This window comes from Stutzerimonas sp. S1 (assembly GCF_025966695.1).
Lineage (GTDB): Bacteria > Pseudomonadota > Gammaproteobacteria > Pseudomonadales > Pseudomonadaceae > Stutzerimonas.
The window spans coordinates 705,230-726,328 of sequence record NZ_JAOEIY010000001.1; the positions used below are offsets into that span (position 1 = coordinate 705,230).

General features: G+C 67.5%; 21 protein-coding genes. 8 read left to right on the plus strand and 13 right to left on the minus strand.

Translation table 11 applies throughout. The features are described 5' to 3' along the window. Window positions 1-2 precede the first annotated feature (2 nt). From N8H22_RS03215 to flgB, 12 genes are read right to left on the minus strand one after another with little or no spacing between them, the layout of a single operon-like run. Window positions 3-1,037, minus strand: a complete 1,035-nt coding sequence (locus N8H22_RS03215) for a hypothetical protein (RefSeq protein ID WP_264589172.1) — start codon at window positions 1,035-1,037, stop codon at window positions 3-5. A 15-nt stretch (window positions 1,038-1,052) separates the two neighbouring features. Continuing rightward, a complete protein-coding gene (flgL, locus tag N8H22_RS03220) occupies window positions 1,053-1,967 on the minus strand; it encodes a flagellar hook-associated protein FlgL (RefSeq protein WP_264589173.1) in 915 nt (304 codons plus the stop codon). 22 nt (window positions 1,968-1,989) lie between these two features. Beyond that, window positions 1,990-3,357, minus strand: coding sequence for a flagellar hook-associated protein FlgK (flgK, locus tag N8H22_RS03225; protein ID WP_264589174.1), 1,368 nt, complete (start codon window positions 3,355-3,357; stop codon window positions 1,990-1,992). After that, a complete protein-coding gene (locus N8H22_RS03230) occupies window positions 3,354-4,484 on the minus strand; it encodes a transglycosylase SLT domain-containing protein (RefSeq protein WP_264589175.1) in 1,131 nt (376 codons plus the stop codon). Before N8H22_RS03230 ends, flgK begins: the two co-directional genes overlap by 4 nt. Window positions 4,485-4,487: 3 nt before the next feature. After that, window positions 4,488-5,585 carry a flagellar basal body P-ring protein FlgI gene (locus N8H22_RS03235; RefSeq protein ID WP_008567534.1) on the minus strand — a complete coding sequence of 366 codons (1,098 nt, stop codon included), beginning with the start codon at window positions 5,583-5,585 and terminating at the stop codon, window positions 4,488-4,490. Between the two features lie 15 nt (window positions 5,586-5,600). After that, window positions 5,601-6,263: a flagellar basal body L-ring protein FlgH gene (gene flgH, locus N8H22_RS03240; RefSeq protein ID WP_177313789.1), complete on the minus strand. Its 663-nt coding sequence runs from the start codon at window positions 6,261-6,263 to the stop codon at window positions 5,601-5,603. An 8-nt stretch (window positions 6,264-6,271) separates the two neighbouring features. Further along, window positions 6,272-7,057: a flagellar basal-body rod protein FlgG gene (flgG, locus tag N8H22_RS03245; protein ID WP_043298670.1), complete on the minus strand. Its 786-nt coding sequence runs from the start codon at window positions 7,055-7,057 to the stop codon at window positions 6,272-6,274. Between the two features lie 14 nt (window positions 7,058-7,071). After that, the gene (locus N8H22_RS03250; protein WP_155551306.1) at window positions 7,072-7,800 is read right to left on the minus strand and encodes a flagellar basal body rod protein FlgF; all 729 of its coding nucleotides are present in this window, start codon (window positions 7,798-7,800) and stop codon (window positions 7,072-7,074) included. A 9-nt stretch (window positions 7,801-7,809) separates the two neighbouring features. Continuing rightward, window positions 7,810-8,997: a flagellar hook protein FlgE gene (gene flgE / locus N8H22_RS03255; protein ID WP_008567529.1), complete on the minus strand. Its 1,188-nt coding sequence runs from the start codon at window positions 8,995-8,997 to the stop codon at window positions 7,810-7,812. Between the two features lie 50 nt (window positions 8,998-9,047). Next, entirely contained in the window at window positions 9,048-9,719 is a 672-nt protein-coding gene (locus N8H22_RS03260; RefSeq protein ID WP_264589176.1) for a flagellar hook capping FlgD N-terminal domain-containing protein, read from the minus strand. Next, on the minus strand, window positions 9,719-10,147 hold the full coding sequence (gene flgC / locus N8H22_RS03265) for a flagellar basal body rod protein FlgC (RefSeq protein WP_008567527.1): 429 nt from the start codon (window positions 10,145-10,147) through the stop codon (window positions 9,719-9,721). The genes N8H22_RS03260 and flgC overlap by 1 nt, the downstream gene beginning before the upstream one ends. Then, window positions 10,147-10,512 (minus strand): flagellar basal body rod protein FlgB, encoded by a 366-nt coding sequence (flgB, locus tag N8H22_RS03270; protein ID WP_264589177.1) that lies wholly within the window; start codon window positions 10,510-10,512, stop codon window positions 10,147-10,149. The genes flgC and flgB overlap by 1 nt, the downstream gene beginning before the upstream one ends. A 102-nt stretch (window positions 10,513-10,614) precedes the next feature. On the opposite strand from flgB, the gene flgA reads away from it, so the two are divergent. From flgA to N8H22_RS03310, 8 genes are all read left to right on the plus strand, one after another. Beyond that, window positions 10,615-11,433: a flagellar basal body P-ring formation chaperone FlgA gene (flgA, locus tag N8H22_RS03275; RefSeq protein ID WP_264589178.1), complete on the plus strand. Its 819-nt coding sequence runs from the start codon at window positions 10,615-10,617 to the stop codon at window positions 11,431-11,433. An 80-nt stretch (window positions 11,434-11,513) separates the two neighbouring features. Continuing rightward, complete coding sequence (locus N8H22_RS03280) at window positions 11,514-12,659, plus strand: ABC transporter permease (RefSeq protein WP_264589179.1); 1,146 nt, start codon at window positions 11,514-11,516, stop codon at window positions 12,657-12,659. Next, complete coding sequence (locus N8H22_RS03285) at window positions 12,653-13,441, plus strand: ATP-binding cassette domain-containing protein (protein WP_264589338.1); 789 nt, start codon at window positions 12,653-12,655, stop codon at window positions 13,439-13,441. The genes N8H22_RS03280 and N8H22_RS03285 overlap by 7 nt, the downstream gene beginning before the upstream one ends. After that, entirely contained in the window at window positions 13,441-14,379 is a 939-nt protein-coding gene (locus tag N8H22_RS03290) for an MlaD family protein (RefSeq protein WP_264589180.1), read from the plus strand. The genes N8H22_RS03285 and N8H22_RS03290 overlap by 1 nt, the downstream gene beginning before the upstream one ends. After that, window positions 14,376-14,996: an ABC-type transport auxiliary lipoprotein family protein gene (locus tag N8H22_RS03295; RefSeq protein WP_264589181.1), complete on the plus strand. Its 621-nt coding sequence runs from the start codon at window positions 14,376-14,378 to the stop codon at window positions 14,994-14,996. Before N8H22_RS03290 ends, N8H22_RS03295 begins: the two co-directional genes overlap by 4 nt. 107 nt (window positions 14,997-15,103) lie before the next feature. Then, window positions 15,104-16,180, plus strand: a complete 1,077-nt coding sequence (locus tag N8H22_RS03300; protein WP_264589182.1) for an HlyD family efflux transporter periplasmic adaptor subunit — start codon at window positions 15,104-15,106, stop codon at window positions 16,178-16,180. Further along, window positions 16,177-18,912, plus strand: coding sequence for a ribosome-associated ATPase/putative transporter RbbA (gene rbbA, locus N8H22_RS03305; protein ID WP_264589183.1), 2,736 nt, complete (start codon window positions 16,177-16,179; stop codon window positions 18,910-18,912). Before N8H22_RS03300 ends, rbbA begins: the two co-directional genes overlap by 4 nt. 1 nt (window position 18,913) lies before the next feature. Then, window positions 18,914-20,041: an ABC transporter permease gene (locus N8H22_RS03310; protein ID WP_264589184.1), complete on the plus strand. Its 1,128-nt coding sequence runs from the start codon at window positions 18,914-18,916 to the stop codon at window positions 20,039-20,041. Here the strand turns inward: N8H22_RS03310 and N8H22_RS03315 are convergent. Beyond that, window positions 20,038-20,991 (minus strand): GGDEF domain-containing protein, encoded by a 954-nt coding sequence (locus N8H22_RS03315; protein ID WP_264589185.1) that lies wholly within the window; start codon window positions 20,989-20,991, stop codon window positions 20,038-20,040. The two genes, N8H22_RS03310 and N8H22_RS03315, sit on opposite strands and share 4 nt — an antisense overlap. Window positions 20,992-21,099: the final 108 nt, after the last annotated feature.

The window sequence follows — 21,099 nt, forward strand, 5'->3', positions numbered from 1 at the left end:
GCTCAGGACAGCAGGCTGACCACGGCGAAGCGGCCGATGTTGGCCTGCGCCACCACCGTCTGGGTGACCGCGGCATAGCTCGACGGGCTGCGCTGCATCAGCTCGTACAGCTCGCGGGAGAACTCCAGCGCCCATTGCTGCTCGTCGGCATCGGCCTGGCGCGCGAGGAATTCGCGGATCTCGCGCTGGCGCTGGCTCAGCTGTTCGCGTAGCGCGGTGACCTTGTCCAGACCCGCCACCACGTTGTCGAGCAGGCGGCGCAATTCGCGCAAGGAATCCAGCTGCGGCTCGGCGGGCAAACTCAGGGCCCGCTCTTCCTGGCTCTGCAGGCGCTGGAAGCGGCCCTTGGCGAACAGCTTGTCCTCGCCCTGCACCGCCAGCTGGTCCTTGAGCTGCTGCCATTCGCTCTCGCGCGCCGAGAACTTCAGCTGGCCGTGCTGATCCAGCTCGGCACGGATGCCGGCATTGCCGAGGGTGGCATTGAAACGACGCAGGATCTGCTCGTCGCTGAGGTTGTCATCCAGCACCACCGCCACCGGCTCGGCCAGCTGGCGACCACCGCTGAACAGCAGCGTCTCGCGGCCGGACTGGCGGATGGTATCCAGCGAGTCCAGCCCCTGCAGGCTGAAGCGGCTGCGCACCGGCTCGGTGAGCCGCAGCTTGAAGTTGGCATCCAGCGTATTGCCCGAACGCGTGCTGCGCTGTTGCAGCAGCTCGTCGACCTGCTGGAACTGCTCGCGGATGGCCTCCTGACTTGCCGCCTGGCCCGGCGCACCGAGTTCGCGGCTGAGGCTGAGCTTGAGCTGCGACAGCCGGCTGTGCAGGTCGGCCAGGTAGCTTTCCGCGGTCTGCATCGAGGACAGCTGCTGATTGAGCTGCAGACTGAAGCTGGTGCTCTTGCGCTGGCCGGCTTCGGCGATCGCGGTTTCGCTGGCCGCGGCGCGGCGCGACGTCACCGGCGCATCGGGCACCAGCGCCTGACGGCGCTCCTGCGGATTGACTGCGGAAACAGCCGGCAGCTGCTTGCCGATCTTCATTCAGGCATCCCTCGCTCAGAGCATCCCGAACAGGGACAGGCCATTGATCTTCAGATAGGTCTTCTGGGTCGCCTGCAGCGCCAGCTGGTAGTTGTTCAGGTCGATGCTGGCGCCGGCATAGTCGAGGGTCGACAGCTCGCCCTCGATCTTCTGGTTGACCAGCGACACGTCCTGGTTGCTGCTGGTCAGCAGGGTCAGGGTGTTCTGCCGGCCACCGAGTTCGGTGACCGCGCCGAGCAGCTCGCTGTGGGTGGCGTCGAGGCTGTTCATGCTGGCGGCGATCTGCGCGCCCACGGCCGGATCGCTGGCGTCCAGCGCCGGATCCTGCAGCTGCTTAACCAGTGCGTGCAGCTCGTTGAGCATGTCCACGCCGGCGCCGAACACCTGCGCGGCGGTGACGTTCTCCTCCACCAGCACGCCGTTGGCGACCGCGGCCTGCCGGTGCTGATCGTTGCCGGTGAGGCTGTAGGTCTCGGTGACGGCGTCGAAGGTGATCGCCGGGCGATCGCTGAAGGTGCCGGAGAACAGGTAGCGGCCTTCCTCGTCGCGCACGTTGGCGAAGCTGACGATGGTGTTTTCCAGGCTCTGCAGTTCGCTGGCGATGGCCGCCAGGTCCTCGCTGGTGTTGCTGCCGTTGGCCGCCCAGAGCAGCAGGTCGCGGGCGCTGAGCATGGTGTCGGAGGCGGCCTTGAGGTTGGTTTCCTGCTTGGACAGGTTGCCCGAGACGTTGGCGATGTTGGTGCGGTACTGCGCCAGTGTCGCCTCTTCGCGCTCGATGCGCAGCACCCGCACCGCCGAGATCGGGTCGTCGGAGGGGCGCAGCATGCGTTCGCCGCTGGCCATCTGCTGCATCAGCTTGCCGAGCTTGGCCGAGCTGTTGTTCAGCGAGCCGTGCATGGTGGCGGTGATCTGGGCGTTGGAGATGCGCATGGTCTTCTTCTCGTCAGGTGGCTCAGAACATCGCCAGCACGGCGTTGAACAGCTCGTTGGAGGTGCTGATCACCTTCATGTTGGCCTGGTAGGCCTGCTCGTAGGCCATCAGGTTGACCGCTTCCTCGTCGAGGTTGACCGCGCTGACGCTGTCGCGCTGGGCCTGGGCCTGTTCGGCGACGGTGGTGGCCGCGGCGTGGTCGGCCTGGTTCTGACGGCTGGCGCTGGCGACGCGCCCGACCAGTCCGGCGTAGGCATCGTTCAGCGGTACCGCATCGCCGCCGACGGTGACGCTCGTCGTCTTGCTGCCCAGCAGTGCCAGCAGCGTCTGGTTGTTGCCGACTTCGCCGGCCACCGAGGACAGCGCCAGCTCCTGAGTCGACAGCGTGCCGACCGCGAGCATGCCGCTGGTGCTCGCCGGGTTGTAGACGAACAGCGGCTGGCCGGGGTCGCCGTTGAGGTCGAAGCCGCCGGCCAGGGTGTCGTTGACCGCCTGCGCCAGCGCGCCGGCCATGGCGTGCAGGTCGTCCTGGGCCGGGCGCAGGGCGCCGTATTCCATGTCGTAGAGTGCGCCGAGCGAACCGCCGAGGCCGTCCTGGATCAGCGGGAAGGAGGTCTTGGCGAAGACCAGCGTCAGTTCCTGCTCGCCGGCGAGGTTTTCGCTGACCTGCAGCTGGCCGGCGGTGTTGCCCGCGACCAGCGGCTGGCCGTTGACCAGCGACACGCTGAGGCTGCCGTCGGCGGCTTCCTGCACGCGGATGCCGGCGTACTGGCTGAGGTCCTTGATCAGGTTCTCGCGGTAGTCACGCAGGGTCGCGGTATCGCGCCCGGAGGATTCCATCTCGAGAATCTGCGCGTTGAGTTCGGCGATGTTGCTCGACAGGCCGTTGATCTCGCTGACCATCGCCACGCGCTGGCCTTCGAGGGCGCCGAGCTGGGTACCGATGTTGGCGTTCAGCCCGTTGAAGCGCTGCGCCAGCTGCTTGGCCTCGCTGAGGATCTGCTGACGCAGGGCAATCGACTCGGGCGTCGAGCTGGCCTCGCTGAGCGCGGCGTAGAAGTTGTCGAGGCCGACGCTGACGCTGGAGCCTTCGCTGTCGATCAGCCCTTCCAGCGCCGTGAGGTACTGCTGGCTGGTGCCGTAGTAATTCTTCTCCGTGCTGGCGCGCCACAGCTGCTGGTTCTGAAAATCGTTGGACAGCCGGCGAATGCTGCTGACCTGCACGCCGCCGCCGACGCTCGAGGCGGTCTGCCCGCCGAGCGAATGCAGCTCCGGCGCCAGGCGGCTGAAGCCCGGGGTGTTGACGTTGGCGATGTTCTGCCCGGTCGCGCTGAGGGCGATCTGCGAAGCCCGAACCCCGCTGTAGCCAATCTGGCTGAGAATGCTCACGACACGACTTCCTTCGACTCGATCCGGATCGGTTGGGCGAAGGCCACGGACAGGTGCCCGCCGCTTCGCTGCTGGTTATTCAGGGCGACCGGCGCGGCGGCGGAATTAAGCGCAGGTCGTTGCGCCGGCACCTCGGCGCGCAGTGCACTGCTCGCGCGCCAGCCCTGCGCGGCCGCCAGCAGCTGACCGTTGGCCAGGCGTTCGGCGGCATCCAGGCTGTCCTGCGCTGGCTGTGACCACTGCGGATGCGCCGGGGCGGCCTGTGCCTGCGGCTCGCTCTGGCGCACCGTTGCGGCCTGCAGGTCGCGCAGAATGTTGCGCGTGTAGTCGCGGGTTTCCGCGTAGGGAATCTTCTGCACCCAGCTCGCCGCGTCGATGTCGCCGGCACGCGGATCGCCATGCTGCTGCAGCCACTCGTCGACCTTGCCCGGCCCGGCGTTGTAGGCCGCCAGCGCCAGCGCCTGGTGACCGTCGTAGCGTTCGAGCAACTTGTTCAGGTAAGCGCTGCCCAGACGCTTGTTGTACTCGGCGTCGCTGGTCAGGCGTGCCTCGCTGAACGGCAGGCCGAGCTCGGCGGCCATGTCGCGGGCAGTGCCCGGCATCAGCTGCATCAGACCGCGCGCGCCCTTGGGCGAGACGGCGGCGACATTGCCGCTCGACTCGTGCTTGATCACGCTGGCGACCAGCGCCTGGAAGCTGGCCTTGCCCGCCGCCCAGGCGTTGTCGAGAGCCTCCATACCTCGCTGCCAGGTGCCGCGCAGGGCGTGTTGGCCCGCTGGCCCGGCACTGGCCAGGCCCAGCGCGGTGGGTGCCGGCGCGGTGCCGTCGAGGCCGCCGGAGAGCTGCTGCACCAGCATGTCGGCGATGCCGGTCTGGCGCTTGGTCGCCAGGCTCTCGGCGAGCACTTCGTCGTAGAAGTCGCGCATGGTGTCCAGTTCGCGGCTGCGCATCGGGTTGCCGGCGGCCAGCACGTCGCCGGCCTTGCGCATCTGCTTGAGGATCTGCTGCAGGAACATCGCCTCGAACTGTTCGGAGACGACTTCCAGCTGCTGGCGCCGCGCCGCGGCCGGGCCGTCGGCGCGCTGGCGCAGGCTGTTGAGGTGTTGCGGAAGGGAAACGATGCTCATGGTTCAGATCACGATCAGTTCGGCGTTCAGCGCACCGGCGCGCTCCAGTGATTGCAGGATGCTCATCACGTCGTCCGGCGTGGCGCCCAGGCTGTTGATGGTGCTGATGATGCTTTCCAGACTGGCACCTTCGGGCCACTTGAACATGGCCTTGCGGTCCTGCTCGACGGCGACGTCCGACTGCGGCACCACCGCCGTCTCGCCCTGGGAAAACGGCCCCGGCTGGCTGACCTGCGGGCGCTCGCTGATGGTCACCGTCAGCGTGCCGTGGGCCACCGCGGCGGCCTTGACGCGCACGCCCTCGCCGACCACCACGGTGCCGGTACGGCTGTTGAACACTACCTTCGGCCGCACGCGGCCTTCTTCGACCTCGAGGCGTTCGAGCATGGCCATGAAACTCATGCGCTGGTTGCTCGATACCGGCGCGCGCAGCGCCACCTTGGTGGCATTCAGCGCGGTGGCGGTGCCCTTGCCGAACAGCGCGTCGACCGCGTCGACCACGCGGCTGACGGTCTGGAAGCTCGGCTGGCGGAGGTTGAGCAGCACCTGCGCGCGCTCGGTGAAATCGGTAGGGATCATCCGCTCCACCGTGGCGCCATTGGGGATCAGCCCGCTGTTGGAGGTGTTGATCGCCACCTTCGAGCCGCTCGCGCCCTCGGCATTCACCCCGCCGACCACCAGCGCGCCCTGGGCGACGGCGTAGACCTCGCCGTCGACGCCCTGCAGCGGGGTCATCAGCAGCTGACCGCCGCGCAGGCTCTTGGCGTCGCCCAATGACGACACCGTGACGTCGATGCTCTGCCCCGGACTGTAGGACGGCGGCAGCATGGCGGTGACGGTCACCGCGGCGACATTCTTCAGCTTCGGGTCGACGTTCGGCGGCAGGTTCACGCCGAACTGCTTGATCATGTTGGCTACCGACTGGCTGGTGAACTTCACCTGGTTCTTGTCACCGGTACCGTCCAGGCCGACCACCAGGCCGTAGCCGATCAGCTGGTTGCCGCGGATGCCTTCGATATCCACCAGATCCATCAGCGGCACCGCCTGCGCCGGCAGTTGCCAGCACAGCGCGACGACGGCAAGAAACAGCTTCACTCGCATCGGGAATCTTTCCACTTAGAGGGGGAACAGCGGGCTGGAGAAGAAGCGCGTCAGCCAGCCGGCCGAGTTGCTGTCGTTGAGCACGCCGCGCCCGGCGTAGGAGATCCGCGCGTTGGCGACGTTCTGCGACGACACCTGGTTGAAGCGGTTGATGTCGTCCATGCGCACCAGGCCGGTCAGGCGGATGTACTCGTCGCCCTGGTTGAGCTTGAGGTTCTTCTCGCCCTTGACCAGCAAGGTGCCGTTGGGCAGCACGCGGTGTACGGTGACGGCGATCGAGCCACGCAGGGTGTTCTGCTGCGAACTCTTGGCCGAGCCGTTGAATTCACGCTCGCCGCTCGCCGAGCTTTCGACGTCCGGGTAGCGCTTGCCGAGCACGGTGGGGATGCCGATGCCGACGCTCGACTCCTTGCCGAAGCTGGTACCGGCGCTCTTGCTCGACTGGGTCGACTCGTCCAGCACCACGGTGAGGATGTCGCCGACCCGCACCGCGCGCCGGTCGCTGATCAGCGAGCCGCCGTAGCCGGAGCGGAACAGGCCGCCGCTGGTGGTCGGCGGCAGGCTGTAATCCAGCTCCAGCGGCTCGTACTCGCTGGAGTCCTCGTCCGGCAGCAACTCGTTGAAGCTGGCGCAGCCGCTGAGCAACAGCAGCAGGGCGAGCAGGATCGGCGTACGCATCATCGGACTCAGACGGTCTGGTTGAGGAACTGCTGCATGCCGGAGGCGGCGTCGAGCACCTTGGCGTTGGCCTCGTAGGCGCGCTGGATGGCAATCATCGCCACCATCGCCTCGACCACCTGCACGTTGGAGCCTTCCAGCACGCCCTGCTTGAGTTGGCCGAGGCCTTCCTCGCCCGGCACGCCTTCCACCGGCTCGCCGCTGGCGACGGTTTCGCGGTAGAGGTTGCCGCCCAGCGCTTCCAGACCGCCCGGGTTGGTGAAGTTGACCAGAGTGATCTGCCCCAGCTCCGACGGCAGGGTGTCGCCCGGCAGCACCGCGGTGACGATGCCGTCGGCGCCGACGCTGAAGCCGGTGCTGCCCTGCGGCACTTCGATCGCCGGGTTCAGCGGCAGGCCCTGGGCGTTGACCATCATGCCCTCGGCGTTGAGCTGGAACTGGCCATTCTCGGTGTAGAGGATGTCGCCGTTGGGCGCCTCGACCTGGAAGAAGCCGCGGCCGACGATCGCCAGGTCCATCGGCTGGCCGGTGGTCTGGATGCTGCCTTCGGTGAACACCTTCTGCGTGCCGGCGACGCGCACGCCGCTGCCCAGCTGGATGCCCGACGGCACGGTGTTGATCTCGTCGGCCTGCGCGCCGGGCTGCTTCTCGATGCTGTAGAACAGGTCCTCGAAGACCGCGCGGTCGCTCTTGAAGCCGTTGGTGTTGACGTTGGCCAGGTTGTTGGCCACGGTCGTCATGGCCATGTCCTGGGCGGCCAGGCCGGTCTTGCTGACCCAAAGGGCGGAATTCATGCGTTATCTCCCGATCAGCTGCCGCGGATCATTCGGTTGCCGGCGTCGGAGAGGTCCTCGGCGGCTTTCATCATCTTTACCTGGGTTTCGAACAGGCGGTTCAGGCTCATGGTCGAGGCCAGCTCGTCGATCGCCGAGACGTTGCTCGCCTCGAGAAAGCCGCTGACCAGGCGCACGTCTTCGCTGGGCGCGGCGGGCTGGCCGTCGCGGGTCACCAGCAGGCCGGCGGCGTTCTTGGTCAGGTTGGCCGGCGGCACGTCGACCAGGCGGATGCGGTCGACCTCGGCCATCACCCAGTCGCCGGGCGCCATGATCGACACGGTGCCGTCGTTGCCGATCTCCATGCGGTCATGCTCGGGCAGCACGATGGCACCACCCTCGCCGAGCACCGCACGGCCGTTGAGGGTCAGGCGACCTTCGGCATCGATCTGCAGGCTGCCCTGACGGGTGTAGGCCTCGCCCTCGCCGTCCTGCAGGACGATCAGGCCGCTGCCCTTGACGGCGAAATCCAGCTCGCGGCCGGTGGCCATCAGCGGCCCGGCGGCCAGGCTGACGCCGTTGTTCTCGACCACCGCCATGTGCCGGCTGTCGTAGCCATAGCCCTCGACGGCCACCGCCTGGGCACGCTCCAGATCGGCGCGAAAGCCGGGCGTGTTGACGTTGGCCAGGTTGTTCGAGCGCACCTGCAGCGACAGCATCGTGCGGCTGGCGGCGGTCATCGCGGTGTATCCCAGACGGTCCATGGGTCAGCCTCAGAGTGCGTTGAACAGAACCTGGGTCAGTTCCTTGTTGGTGGAAATGACCTGGGTGTTGGCCTGGTAGTTGCGCTGGCCTTCCATCAGGCCCACCAGCTGCTGGGTCAGATCGACGTTGGAGCTTTCCAGCGCGCCGGAGGCCAGCGTGCCGTACTGGCCGACACCCGGTGCGCCGAGCATCGCCGCGCCGGAGGCGGCGGTTTCGTTCCAGGCGGTGCCGGAGATGTTCTTCAGCCCCTCGGCGTTGACGAAGCTGGCCAGCACCACCTGGCCCTGCAGCAGACGCTCGCCGTTGGAGTAGCTGGCGTAGACACGGCCGTCCTTCTCCACCGCCATGCCGGTCTGCTCGCCCGCCGCATAGCCGGTGGCGCGGTTGCTGGTGACGCTGAATTCCGAGCCGTACTGGCTGCTGCCGGTGTAGTCGAGGTCGATCGCCAGCGGGGCGACGCCGCCGGTCAGCGCGGCATTCAGGGTAACGGTGCCGATCGGCGCGGCGAGCACGCCGGCGCTGTCGAAGCTCAGCGGCTGCGCGGCGCCCAGCGAGGCGCCGTCGATGTAGTAGTGGGCATCCCAGTTGTTGTCGGCGGTCTTGACGAAGTACTGGGTCAGGGTGTGTTCCTTGCCCTGCGAGTCGAACAGCTTGGTGGTGTAGGTGGAGTTGTAGCTGTCGGCCACCAGCGGGTCGAAGGCCACCGCCGGCACCTCGCCGTTGGCGTCGAGGTTGGCGACGAAGCTCAGCGCGTCGGTGGCGCGTGCCGGCAGGCCGCCGGAGCGCAGCTGCAGGTCGCTGACGGTACCGGTCTGCAGGTTGCCGGTGGCGTCGGCCGGATAGCCCTGCAGGCGCTGGCCGAGGCTGTTGGTGATGTAGCTGTCCTTGTCGGTACCGAAGATGCCGGCGCGGGTGTAGGCGACGTCGCCGTTGCTGGCGCGGGTGACGAAGAAGCCACCGCCGGAAATGGCCAGGTCGAGGGTGCGGTTGGTGGTGGTCAGCGCGCCGCCCTGGCTGATGCTCTGGGTGGTACCGATCACTTCCACGCCCATCGCCTGGGTTTCGGCGTAGAGGCTGCCGAAGTCGGTGCGCGAGGACTTGAAGCCGACGGTGCCGGAGTTGGCGATGTTGTTGCCGATGGTGTTGAGCTGTTCGTTGACGGCGGAGAGGCCGGTCAGGGCGATGTTGAAACTCATGGTTGCGTCTCGTCTCTGCTGAAGGGAGGTTCGGGCGGCACGCGGCGCCATCAGGCGCTGGCGGCGCCCTGACCGAACTCGAGGATGTTGTAGAACGGCACCGAACCGACGCCCTGGACCTGCAGCACCGGCCCTTCGGCACTGACGCGCACGTTGTCGACCCGTCCGGCGACCTCCGCCTGCGGGTACTCGCCGTTGTCCGACTCGATCGCCACGCTGTAGCGCCCCGCGGGCAGGCCGAGGCTGGCCGGATCGATCTGGAACGGCACCGCGCCGGCCGAGCGGGCGCCCAGCTCGACGGCGGTCTGCACGCCGTTGGAATCGGTCAGCACCAGCGAGGTGCGATTGGAGGCGTGCTCCAGGCTGAACTGGCCGCTGACGACCGTGCCATCCAGCTCCAGCGTTTCGACCGCGACGCTGACCTGCTGGCCGACCAGCCCGGAGGCGGTGAGGGTCTGCAGGTTGTCCATCAGCACCAGGTTGTTCTGCGCCAGGCTGGCCATGTTCTCCATGCTCTTGACCTGGGACATCGCCGAGAACTGGTTGAGAAACTCGGTGCTGTCGACCGGCTTGGTCGGGTCCTGATACTTGATCTGCGCGACCATCAGGCTGATGAAGTTGTTCTCCATGGTGGTGGCGTCGCTGATGTTGACGGCGCGCTTGACCTGCTCGATGGAGTTGCCGGCCAGGCTGGCGTCCAGCGCGGAGTTGACGCTACTCATCAGACTTCTCCTAGACGCAGCAGGCTCTGCTGCATGCTCTTGACGCGGTTGAGCACCTCGACACCGGTCTCGAAGCTGCGCGTGGCCGACATCATGTCGGTCATCTCCTCGATCTCGTTGATGTCGGGGTAGTAGACGTAGCCTTCGTTGTCGGCCAGCGGGTTGCCCGGCTCGTAGCGACGCTTGGGCTCGGCGCCGGAGGTGACCACGTCGAGCACCTGCACGTGAGCGCCGCCGAGGCCGACGCCGCGGGTCAGCGAGTTGTTCTCGTACACCGCGGCGAACATCGGTTTGCGCGCCTGGTAGGTATCCGCAGCGCTGCTGGCGGCCGAATCGGTGTTGGCCAGGTTGCTGGCCACGGTGTTCAGCCGCACGGTCTGGGCGTTCATCGCCGAGCCGGCGATGCGGTAGATGGAATCGAATGACATCAGCGGCCCTCGATGGCCTGCTTCAGGCCACGGAATTTCATGGTCAGGAAGGTCAGGCTGGTCTGGAAATCCATGGAATTGCGCGAGAATTGCGCCTGCTCGACCGACAGCTCGACGGTGTTGCCGTCCTGCGAGGCCTGCGTCGGCACGCGGTACTGCAGGCGCGGATCGCTACCGGCAATGCTCTGGCGCGGTGTTTCGCTGTCCTGCAGGCGCTGCATCTCCTTGCGGAAATCGATGTCGCGCGCCTGGAAGCCGGGGGTGTCCTCGTTGGCGAGGTTGGCCGCCAGGATCTCGCTGCGCTGCATGCGCAGCTCGAGGGCGCGTTCGTGGACGCCGGTCACCTCTTCAAACCGTATACTCATTCGCCGATACCCTTGAAGCATGAGTGGGCGGACAACCGTCCGCGCCTCTGGTCGGGCATGGATTGCAGGAATCGTGCCGCCCCCAATACGGTAATTAAGTCATTGTTTTATACAGGAATTTCAGAAGGGCGCGACGCCCGGACCACCCGCTCGCTTCCGCATGGGCGCGGCGGGCGCCGGCCAGGCGGAAAGGTCGCTTCCGCCCTGCTCGCCCTCTGCCTGGTCCACTCTGCCGCGCAGGCGCAGCCAGACGACGGCGCGGCGCCGGCGAACGCGCCGCGGCAGATCGAGCAGGCGATCGAGCAGTTCCTGCGCGAGGGCCTGCAGCGCGAAGCCGCCCGGCGTGGCTGGCAGGGCATGACGTTCAACCACGCCAGCAGCCTGCCGGGCAATACGGCACAACTGCCGGCCTGCAGCCTGCCGCTGCAGCTGCGCGCCAGTGGCGAGGCCGTGTCGCTGCTGGAGCGCCAGCGCCTGGAGATCCGCTGCCCGGCCGGCGACGGCTGGTCCGTCAGTGTCACCAGCCAGGCCAACGTGTTCCTGCCGGCGGTGCACGCGCTGGGAATCATCGAACGCGGCCAGCTGATCACCCGCGATGACCTCCGGCTGCAGCGGATCAACATCGGCAAGACGCCGCGCGGCTACTTCAACCGTCTCGACGAGGTCGTCGGCAAGGCAGCCAAACGGCGTATCCGCGCCGGCCAGACGCTGACTCCCGCACTGCTTGCCCTGCCGCTGGCGGTCAAGCGCGGCCAGCCGGTGAAGATCGTCGCCAGCCACGAGGGCATCGAAGCCTCCACTGCCGGCGAAGCGCTGGGCGACGGCCAGCCGGGCGAGGTGATCCGCGTACGCAACGTGCGCAGCGGCAAGGTGATCGACGCCAAGGTGCTGGCCGACGGCGTTGTGACCAGCACGTTCTGAGCCGCCCGGCCGCCAGCGCAACTGCTAGCATGCTGACTGATACGCGCATGCCGCGCTCAGGCTGAACGGACAAGCCATCGATGCAATCGCCCCCCTCGCTCCCCGGCACGCTGCAGCTGCACACCGCGGCCGGGCGTGCGTGCCTGCGCATTGCCGGCGACTGGACGCTGGCGCACTACGCGACCCTGCGCGACGCGGTGGCGCGCATGCGGCCGCAGCTCGGGGCCGACAGCACGGTGGAACTCGAGCAGCTGGGTGCGCTGGACACCGCCGGAGTCGGCCTGCTGGTCGAGCTGCTCGGCGCGCAGCGCATTGCCGAGGTCGCCCAATGGGCACCGCAGCTGCCGCCCGAACGCCTGGCGCTGCTGCGCACGGTGGCGACGGCGCTGGCCCGCCCCGACGTCGCGCAGCCCCGAGCAGGCTATGAGTTCGGCGACCTGCTGGCACATATCGGCCGCACCATGCAGAACCTCTGGCAGCAACAGCGCGAGCTGCTCGGATTCATCGGCCTGACGCTGCAAACGCTGCTGACGAACCTGGCGCGCCCCCGGCGCTGGCGTCTGACCGCACTGGTGGCGCACATCGAGCAGACCGGACTGAACGCCATCCCCATCGTTGCCCTGCTGACCTTCCTGGTCGGCGCCGTGGTGGCCTTTCTCGGCGCCACGGTGCTGGCCGATTTCGGCGCCAGCATCTACACGGTCACCCTGGTCGGCTTCGCCTTCCTGCGCGAGTTCGGCGTGCTGCTGGCGGCAATCCTGCTGGCCGGGCGCAGCGCCAGCGCCTTCGCCGCACAGATCGGCTCGATGAAGGCCAACGAGGAGATCGACGCGATCCGCACCCTCGGCCTCAGCCCGGTGGAGCTGCTGGTGCTGCCGCGGGTACTGGCGATGCTGATCACCCTGCCGATCCTGACCTTCATCGGCATGCTCAGCGGCATCCTCGGCGGCGGCGTGGTCTGCGTGCTGGCGCTGGATATCTCGCCGACGCTGTTCATGACCATCCTGCAGCGCGACATCGACGTCAGTCATTTTCTCGTCGGCATCGGCAAGGCGCCGGTGTTTGCCTTTCTGATCGCGGTGATCGGCTGCCTGGAAGGCTTCAAGGTCAGCGGCAGCGCGCAGTCGGTGGGCGAACACACCACCTCCAGTGTGGTGCAGTCGATCTTCATGGTGATCCTGATCGACGCCATCGCCGCGCTGTTCTTCATGGAGATGGGCTGGTGAACGGCGAAGCGCTGATCCAGGTGCGCGGACTGGTGAACCGCTTCGGCCGCCAGACCGTGCACGACAATCTCGACCTGGATATCCGCCGAGGCGAGATCCTCGGCGTGGTCGGCGGCTCGGGTACCGGCAAGTCGGTGCTGCTGCGCAGCATCGTCGGCCTGCGCCGGCCGAACGCCGGCAGCGTGCGGGTGTTCGGCGAGGACCTGCTGGCGCTGCCGGCCGAGCGCCGCTCGCAGGTGGAACGACGCTTCGGCGTGCTGTTCCAACGCGGCGCACTGTTCACCTCGCTGAACCTGCAGGAGAACGTCGCGCTGCCCCTGATCGAGCATGCCGGGCTGGCGCGCGCCGATGCCGAGCATCTGGCGCGACTCAAGCTGGCGCTGGCCGGCCTGCCCGCCGACGCCACGTGCAAGTACCCCGACGAGCTCTCCGGCGGCATGGTCAAGCGCGCCGCACTGGCCCGCGCGCTGGCGTTGGACCCGGAAGTGCTGTTTCTCGACGAACCCACCGCCGGCCTCGACCCCATCGGCGCCGCGGCCTTCGATCAGCTGATTCTGACCCTGCGCGATGCGCTGGGCCTGAGTGTGTTCCTGGTCACCCATGATCTCGACACGCTCTACACCATCTGCGACCGCGTCGCGGTGCTGGCGCGCAAGCGCGTGCTGGTGGCCGATCGACTGGAGGTGGTCGAGGCCACCGACGACGCCTGGATTCGCGACTACTTTCACGGCCCGCGTGGCCGCGCGGCACAACAAGCCGCCCTCGTGCAGGAGAGTTCCTGATGGAAACCCGTGCCCATCATGTGCTGATCGGTCTGTTCACCGTGCTTGCGGTGGGTGGCGCACTGCTCTTCGCCCTGTGGCTGGGCAAGGCCAGCATCGACCGCGAGTACGACCGCTACGAGGTGAGTTTCAGCCGCGCGGTCAGCGGCCTGTCGTCTGGCAGCTCGGTGGAGTACAGCGGCATCAAGGTCGGCGATGTCGAACAGCTGTGGCTGGAGCCGGAAGACCCGCGCAAGGTCCGCGCACGCATCCGCGTTTACGCCGGCACGCCGATCAAGCAGGACACCCGCGCCCGTCTGGCGCTGGCCAACATCACCGGCAGCATGGTCATCCAGTTGCACAGCGGCTCGCCCGGCAGTCCGCCGTTGCAGGCCAAGCGCGGCGAACTGCCGGTGATCATCGCCGACCCGTCGCCGCTCTCGGCGCTGCTGGAGAACGGTGAGGACCTGATGTCCAACATCAACAACCTGCTGCGTAACGCCAACCAGCTGTTTTCCGCGGAGAACAGCCGGCGCATTGGCCAGACCCTGCAGCATCTCGAGCAGGCCACCAGTGTGCTCTCCGAGCAGCGCGCCGACCTCGGAGCGGCACTGACCCAGCTCAGCCAGCTCGGTCGACAGACCAACACCGTGCTGGAAGAAGTCACCCGCCTGACGCGCAACACCAACGGCCTGCTCGACGATCAGGGCCGCGCGCTGCTCGACAGCGCACAACAGTCGATGGCCGCGCTGGAACGCGCCACCAGCCGCCTCGACAGCCTGCTGGCGCACAACCAGGGCGCGCTCGACAACGGCCTGCAGGGGCTCGGCGAGCTGGGCCCGGCGCTCAACGAGCTGCGTGGCACGCTCGGTGCGCTGCGCCGGGTGAGCCAGCGCCTGGAAGACAACCCGAGCGGCTTCCTGCTCGGCCGCGAGAAGATCGAGGAGTTCACCCCATGAAGCGTGCATCGCTCTGCCGCATCGCCCTGGCTGCCATGGCGATGCTGCTGTCCGCCTGCTCGATCCTGCCGGACAGCGAACCGCTGCGCGTGTTCCTGCTGCCCAGCGCCATCACCACGCAGCCTCCGGCCACGCAGCCGGAACGCGAGCTGACGCTGCGGGTGCGCACACCGCAGGCCAGCCGGATCCTCGCCAGCCCGCGCATCGCCGTGGTGCCGCAGGGCCACCAGATCAGCGCCTACCAGGGCGCGCGCTGGAGCGATGCGGCGCCGACGCTGTTGCGTGACCGACTGATCGAAGCCTTCCAGGCCAGCGGCCAGCTGGCCTCGGTCAGCAGCGATGACGGCGGCGTGCACGCCGATCTCGAGCTGATCGGCGATCTGCGCGCGTTCCAGAGCGTCTACCTCGACGGTTCGCCGCAGGTGCTGATCCGTTTCGATGCCAGCCTGATCGACAGCGACAGCCAGCGCAGCATCGCCAGCCGCCGCTTCGAGATCCGTCAGCCGAGCCAGGATCCGCAGCTGGACGCGGTAGTCGAAGCCTTCGGCCAGGCCAGCGACGAACTGAGTCGTCAGCTGCTCGCCTGGGTGCTGGCGCAGTCAGGCGCCAAGCCCTAGGCTAGAGCGCTTGGCAGGTGCCAGATGGCACCTTGTTGATCTGGATGAATTTCCCGCAAGCCGTCTTCGCCTAGCATGGCGACGTCGCACTCGAGCAAGGACCCCGCATGAAACCGCCCCTCAAGAAAACGCTGACCAGAACCCTGCTGGTGCTGGCGGCACTCGCGGCTGTCGGCCTGATCGCCTGGTCGGAACTGCGCACCAACGGTCTGGGCGAGGCGTTCGCCAGCGGCAACGGGCGCATCGAGGCCACCGAGATCGACGTGGCGACCAAGCTCGGCGGGCGCATCCGCGAGATTGCCGTCGACGAAGGTGACTTCGTCCAGCCCGGCCAGGTGATCGCACGGATGGACACCGAAGTGCTCGAGGCGCAGCTCAACCAGGCGCGGGCGCAGGTGCGCCAGGCCGAGAATGCCATCCTCACCGCGCAGGCGCTGGTGGCCATGCGCGAGAGCGAGAAGGCCACCGCCGAGGCCGTGGTGCACCAGCGCCAGGCCGAGCTGACCGCCGCGCAGAAGCGCCACAAGCGCACCGAAACCCTGGTGGCGCGCAACGCCATGGCGCGCCAGCAGCTGGACGACGATCTGGCTGCCATGCAGAGCGCCCAGGCGGCGCTCGCCGCCTCGCGCGCGCAGGTGCTGACCGCCGAAGCCGGCATCGCTGCGGCGAAATCCCAGGTGATCGAGGCGCAATCGGCGCTGGAGGCCGCGCAGGCCAGCGTCACCCGGCTGCAGGCCGATATCGCCGACAGTGAGCTGAAGACCGATCGCGTGGCGCGCGTGCAGTACCGCGTGGCCCAGCCTGGCGAGGTGCTCGGCGCCGGCGGCAAGCTGCTCAATCTGGTCGACCTGGCCGACGTCTACATGACCTTCTTCCTGCCCGAGCGCCAGGCCGGGCGGGTGGCGATGGGCAGCGAGGTGCGCCTGGTAATCGATGCCGCGCCGCAGTACGTGATTCCGGCCAAGGTCAGCTATGTCGCCAGCGTCGCCCAGTTCACCCCGAAGACGGTGGAAACCGAGAGCGAGCGCGAGAAGCTGATGTTCCGCGTCAAGGCGCGCATCGATCCCGCGCTGCTGAAGAAACACATGGAGCAGGTCAAGACCGGCCTGCCCGGCATGGCTTATCTCAAGCTGGATGATGCCGCCGAATGGCCGGCGCACCTGCAGATCAACGTCAGCCCATGAGCGACCCGATCGTCGCGCGCCTGCAGGACGTCGGCCTGCGCTACGGCACCACCCAGGCGCTGGATGCCATCAGCCTGGACATCCCGGCCGGCTGCATGGTCGGGTTGATCGGCCCGGATGGCGTCGGCAAGTCCAGCCTGCTGGCGCTGATCGCCGGCGCCCGGCAGATCCAGACCGGCCGCGTGCAGGTGCTCGACGGCGACATGGCCGAGCGGCGCCACCGTCGCGACGTCTGCCCGCGCATCGCCTACATGCCACAGGGCCTGGGGCGCAATCTCTACCCGACGCTGACGATTGCGGAGAACCTCGAGTTCTTCGGCCGGCTGTTCGGCCAGGCGGCCGACGAACGTCGCTGGCGCATCGACGAACTGACCCGCAGCACCGGCCTGCGGCCGTTCCTCGACCGCCCGGCCGGCAAGCTCTCGGGCGGCATGAAGCAGAAGCTCGGGCTGTGCTGCGCACTGATCCATGATCCCGACCTGCTGATCCTCGACGAACCGACCACCGGCGTCGATCCGCTGTCGCGCAACCAGTTCTGGGAACTGATCGCGCGCATCCGCGCCGAGCGCCCGCAAATGAGCGTGCTGGTAGCCACCGCCTACATGGACGAGGCGCAGCGCTTCGATCACCTGGTGGCGATGGACGCGGGCCGCCTGCTCGCCACCGGCAGCCCGAGCGAGCTGCTGGCACGCACCGGCAGCGACAGTCTGGAGGAGGCCTTCATCGGTCTGCTGCCGGAAGAGAAGCGCCGCCAGCACCGCGAGCTGGTGATCCCGCCGCGCCAGCACAACGACGCCATCGCCATCGAGGCCCACGGCCTGACCATGCGCTTCGGCGACTTCGTCGCGGTGGACCGGGTGAATTTCCGCATCGAACGCGGCGAGATCTTCGGCTTCCTCGGCTCCAACGGCTGCGGCAAGACCACCACCATGAAGATGCTCACCGGCCTGTTGCCGGCCAGCGAAGGCCAGGCGCTGCTGTTCGGCAAGACGGTAGACCCGCACGACATGGCGACCCGCCAGCGGGTCGGCTACATGTCGCAGGCGTTCTCGCTGTACAGCGAGCTGAGCGTGCGGCAGAACCTCGAGCTGCATGCGCGGCTGTTCCACATCCCGGCCGAGCGGCGCGCCGAGCGCATCCAGCAGATGCTCGAGCGCTTCGGTCTGACCAGCGAGGCCGACAGCCTGCCCGGCAGCCTGCCGCTGGGCGTGCGCCAGCGTTTGTCGCTGGCCGTGGCGGTGATCCATAACCCGGAAATGCTGATCCTCGACGAACCGACTTCGGGCGTCGATCCGGTGGCCCGCGACGGCTTCTGGGAGCTGCTGGTGCAGCTGTCGCGCGAAGACGGCGTGACCATCTTCATCTCCACCCACTTCATGAACGAGGCGCTGCGCTGCGACCGCATCTCGCTGATGCACGCCGGCCGCGTGCTCGACAGCGACACCCCGCAGGCGCTGATGGCCAAGCGCGGGCTGCCGACGCTGGAAGAAACCTTCATCGCCTACCTCGAAGACGCCGCCGCCGAAGCCGAGCCGGCCACGCCGGACGGCCTGGCGCAGACGCGCACGCCCCCGGCGCCGGCTACCCGCGGCAACGCACAGCAGAGCCGCTTCAGCCTGCGCCGGCTGCTCAGCTACACCCGTCGCGAATCGATGGAGCTGCGCCGTGACCCGATCCGCGCCACTTTGGCCATGCTCGGCACGGTGATCCTGATGTTCATCATGGGTTACGGGGTCAGCTTCGACGTCGAGAACCTGACCTACGCGGTGCTCGACCGCGACCAGACCACCACCAGCCAGAGCTACCTGCTGAACATCGCCGGCTCGCGCTATTTCATCGAAAAAGCACCGCTGGCCAGCTACGACGAGCTCGATACGCGCCTACGCAGCGGCGACATCAGCCTGGCGGTGGAGATTCCCCCAAACTTCGGTCGTGACCTCAAGCGCGGGGCGGTGCCGCAGGTGGCGTTCTGGATCGACGGCGCCATGCCGATGCGCGCCGACACCATCAAGGGCTACGTGCAGGGTATCCACCTCACCTACTTGCAACAGCTGGCCCGCGATGCCGGCGTCGACGGCCTGCTCACGCCAGCCGACGTCGCCATCCGCTACCGCTACAACCCGGACGTGCAGAGCCTGCCGGCGATGGTGCCGGCAATGATCCCGCTGCTGCTGATGATGATTCCGGCGATGCTTACCGCCCTCGGCGTGGTGCGCGAGAAGGAACTGGGCTCGATCACCAACTTCTACGTCACGCCGACCACCCGCCTGGAGTTCCTGCTCGGCAAGCAGCTGCCCTATATCGCCCTGGGCATGTTCAACTTCGTCACCCTGGCGCTGCTGGCGGTGTTCGTCTTCGACATTCCGATCAAGGGCAGCATCCTCACCCTGTGCCTCGGCGCGCTGCTCTACGTCGCCTGCGCCACCGGCCTGGGCCTGTTGATGTCGTCGATCCTCAACAGCCAGATCGCGGCGATCTTCGGCACCACCATCGTCACGCTGCTGCCGGCCATCCAGTTCTCCGGACTGATCCACCCGGTTTCGGCGATGGAGGGCGTCGGCGCGTTCGTCGGCAAGCTCTACCCGACCAGCCACTTCCTCATCATCAGCCGCGGGGTGTTCTCCAAGGCGCTGGGGTTGGCCGAGCTGTACCCGTATTTCATCCCCATGCTGCTGGCCATTCCGCTGCTGACCCTGCTCAGCGTCGCGGGCCTGCGCAAGCAGGAGAAATGACATGGGTGCCACCCGCCGCAAGCTCAGCAACATCCTCCAGCTCGGCCTCAAGGAGTTGCGCAGCCTCTACCGCGACACAGCGATGCTGGTGCTGATCATCTATTCGTTCACTGTAGCCATCTACGAAGGCGCCACTGCCGTGCCGGAAGCGCCGCACCGCGCCAGCATCGCCGTGGTCGACGAGGACCGCTCGCAGGCCTCGCTGCGCATCATCAACGCCTTTCAGCTGCCCTACTTCATCCAGCCCAAGGCCATCAGCCATCAGGAGATGGACAGCGGCATGGACGCCGGCCTGTATACCTTCACTCTGAACATTCCACCGGGTTTTCAGGAAGACCTGCTGGCCGGCCGCCAGCCGACCATCCAGCTCAACGTCGACGCCACCCAGGTCAGCCAGGCGTTCACCGGCGCCGGGCACATCCAGCAGATCATCGCCAGCGAGACCAGCGAGTTCGTCAGGCGCTACCGCGGCGGCGACGCCCTGCCGATCGACGCGGTGGTGCGCACGGCGTTCAACCCCAACCTCAGCCGCGCCTGGTTCGGCGCGGTGAACGAGGTGATCAACCAGATCACCATGCTGGCGATCATCCTCACCGGCGCGGCGCTGATCCGCGAGCGCGAACACGGCACCATCGAGCACCTGCTGGTGATGCCGGTGACGCCGTTCGAGATCATGGTCGGCAAGGTCTGGGCGATGGGGCTGGTGGTGCTGGCCGCAGCGGCCTTCGCCCTGCGCTTCGTGGTGGAGAGCTGGCTCGACATCCCGATCGAGGGTTCGTTGCTGCTGTTCGCCGGCGGCACCGCGCTGCATCTGTTCGCGGCCACCTCGATGGGCATCTTCCTCGGCACCGTGGCGCGCTCCATGCCGCAATTGGCCCTCTTGGTGATCCTCACCCTGATCCCGCTGCAGATCCTCTCGGGTGGCGTGACCCCGCGCGAGAGCATGCCGGCGCTGGTACAGCAGGTGATGCTGTTCGCGCCGACCACCCACTTCGTCGAACTGGCCCAGGCAATCCTGTTCCGCGGCGCCGGCGCCGCGGTGATCTGGCCACAGCTGCTGGCGCTGACGGTAATCGGCGCCGTGTTCTTCCTCGGCGCGCTGGCGCGCTTGCGCAAGTCGCTGCGCTAGCCCGGCCGGCCCTGCACGACCCGGTTGCGTCCGCCGCGCTTGGCGCGGAACAGCGCCAGGTCGGCTTCGCTCAACAGGGCATCCAGCGTGCTGGAACCGTCCCGGCAAGCGCTGACGCCGAAGCTCGCGGTACAGCGAACCGTGCGCTCGCCATCGGCCACGGCCACCGCCGCGATCGCCAGGCGCAGACGCTCGGCGATCGCCAGCCCCTGGTCCCGCTCGGTATCGGCGAGGATCAGCGCGAACTCCTCGCCGCCCAGGCGACCCAGCACATCCGCCGGACGCACCAGAGGACGTAACGCCGCGGCGATGGCCCGCAGCAGCTGATCGCCCGCAGCATGCCCGCAGGTGTCGTTGACCTGCTTGAAGTGATCGATATCGAACATGACCACCGCCATCGGCCGCGGCCGACGGTTGTGCACAAAGGCCCGCTCGCCCAGTTCGAAGAACGCCCGGCGGTTGTTCAGGCCGGTCAGTTCGTCGGTCCGCGCCAACGCCTCGGCGCGCGTCATCGCCAGGTGCGCTTCCTGCTCGATGCGCTTGCGCTCGGTGATGTCGGTGGCGATTTCCAGCCGCACCAGGCGCCCGTCGGTCCAGGGTATCGCCTGATCGCGACACTGGTACCAGTGGCCGTTGGCGGTGTTCTGGAACTCCCAGACATGCACCCCGGTGGGTTGTCCGTGGGCGTCGAGCAGTTTTGCGTTGCTGCAGAACTGACACGGACCCTGCTGACCAGTCTGCAGGACCTGCCAGCAGGTCTTGCCCTGATAGGCGCCCCAGATGTTGCGCCCGTACTCGTTGAGATACAGCAGCTCGTACGTCTGCATATCGGAGACATAGACCAACGCATCCAGCCGGTCGAGGATACCGGCGATGCCATGCTCCTGTTCGCTGGGCGTACTGACCACCAGCGTATCGCGGCTACCGCCTGATACGGGACTCTGGGACAAGACGACTCTCCTCTGCACGCCGCTTATTGTTCAGCCATTCGGTACCGGATGAGGGCGGTTCCGGCAGTCTGCAGCCCTCGAGCCGGAGGCTCTGACAGCGAGCACAGC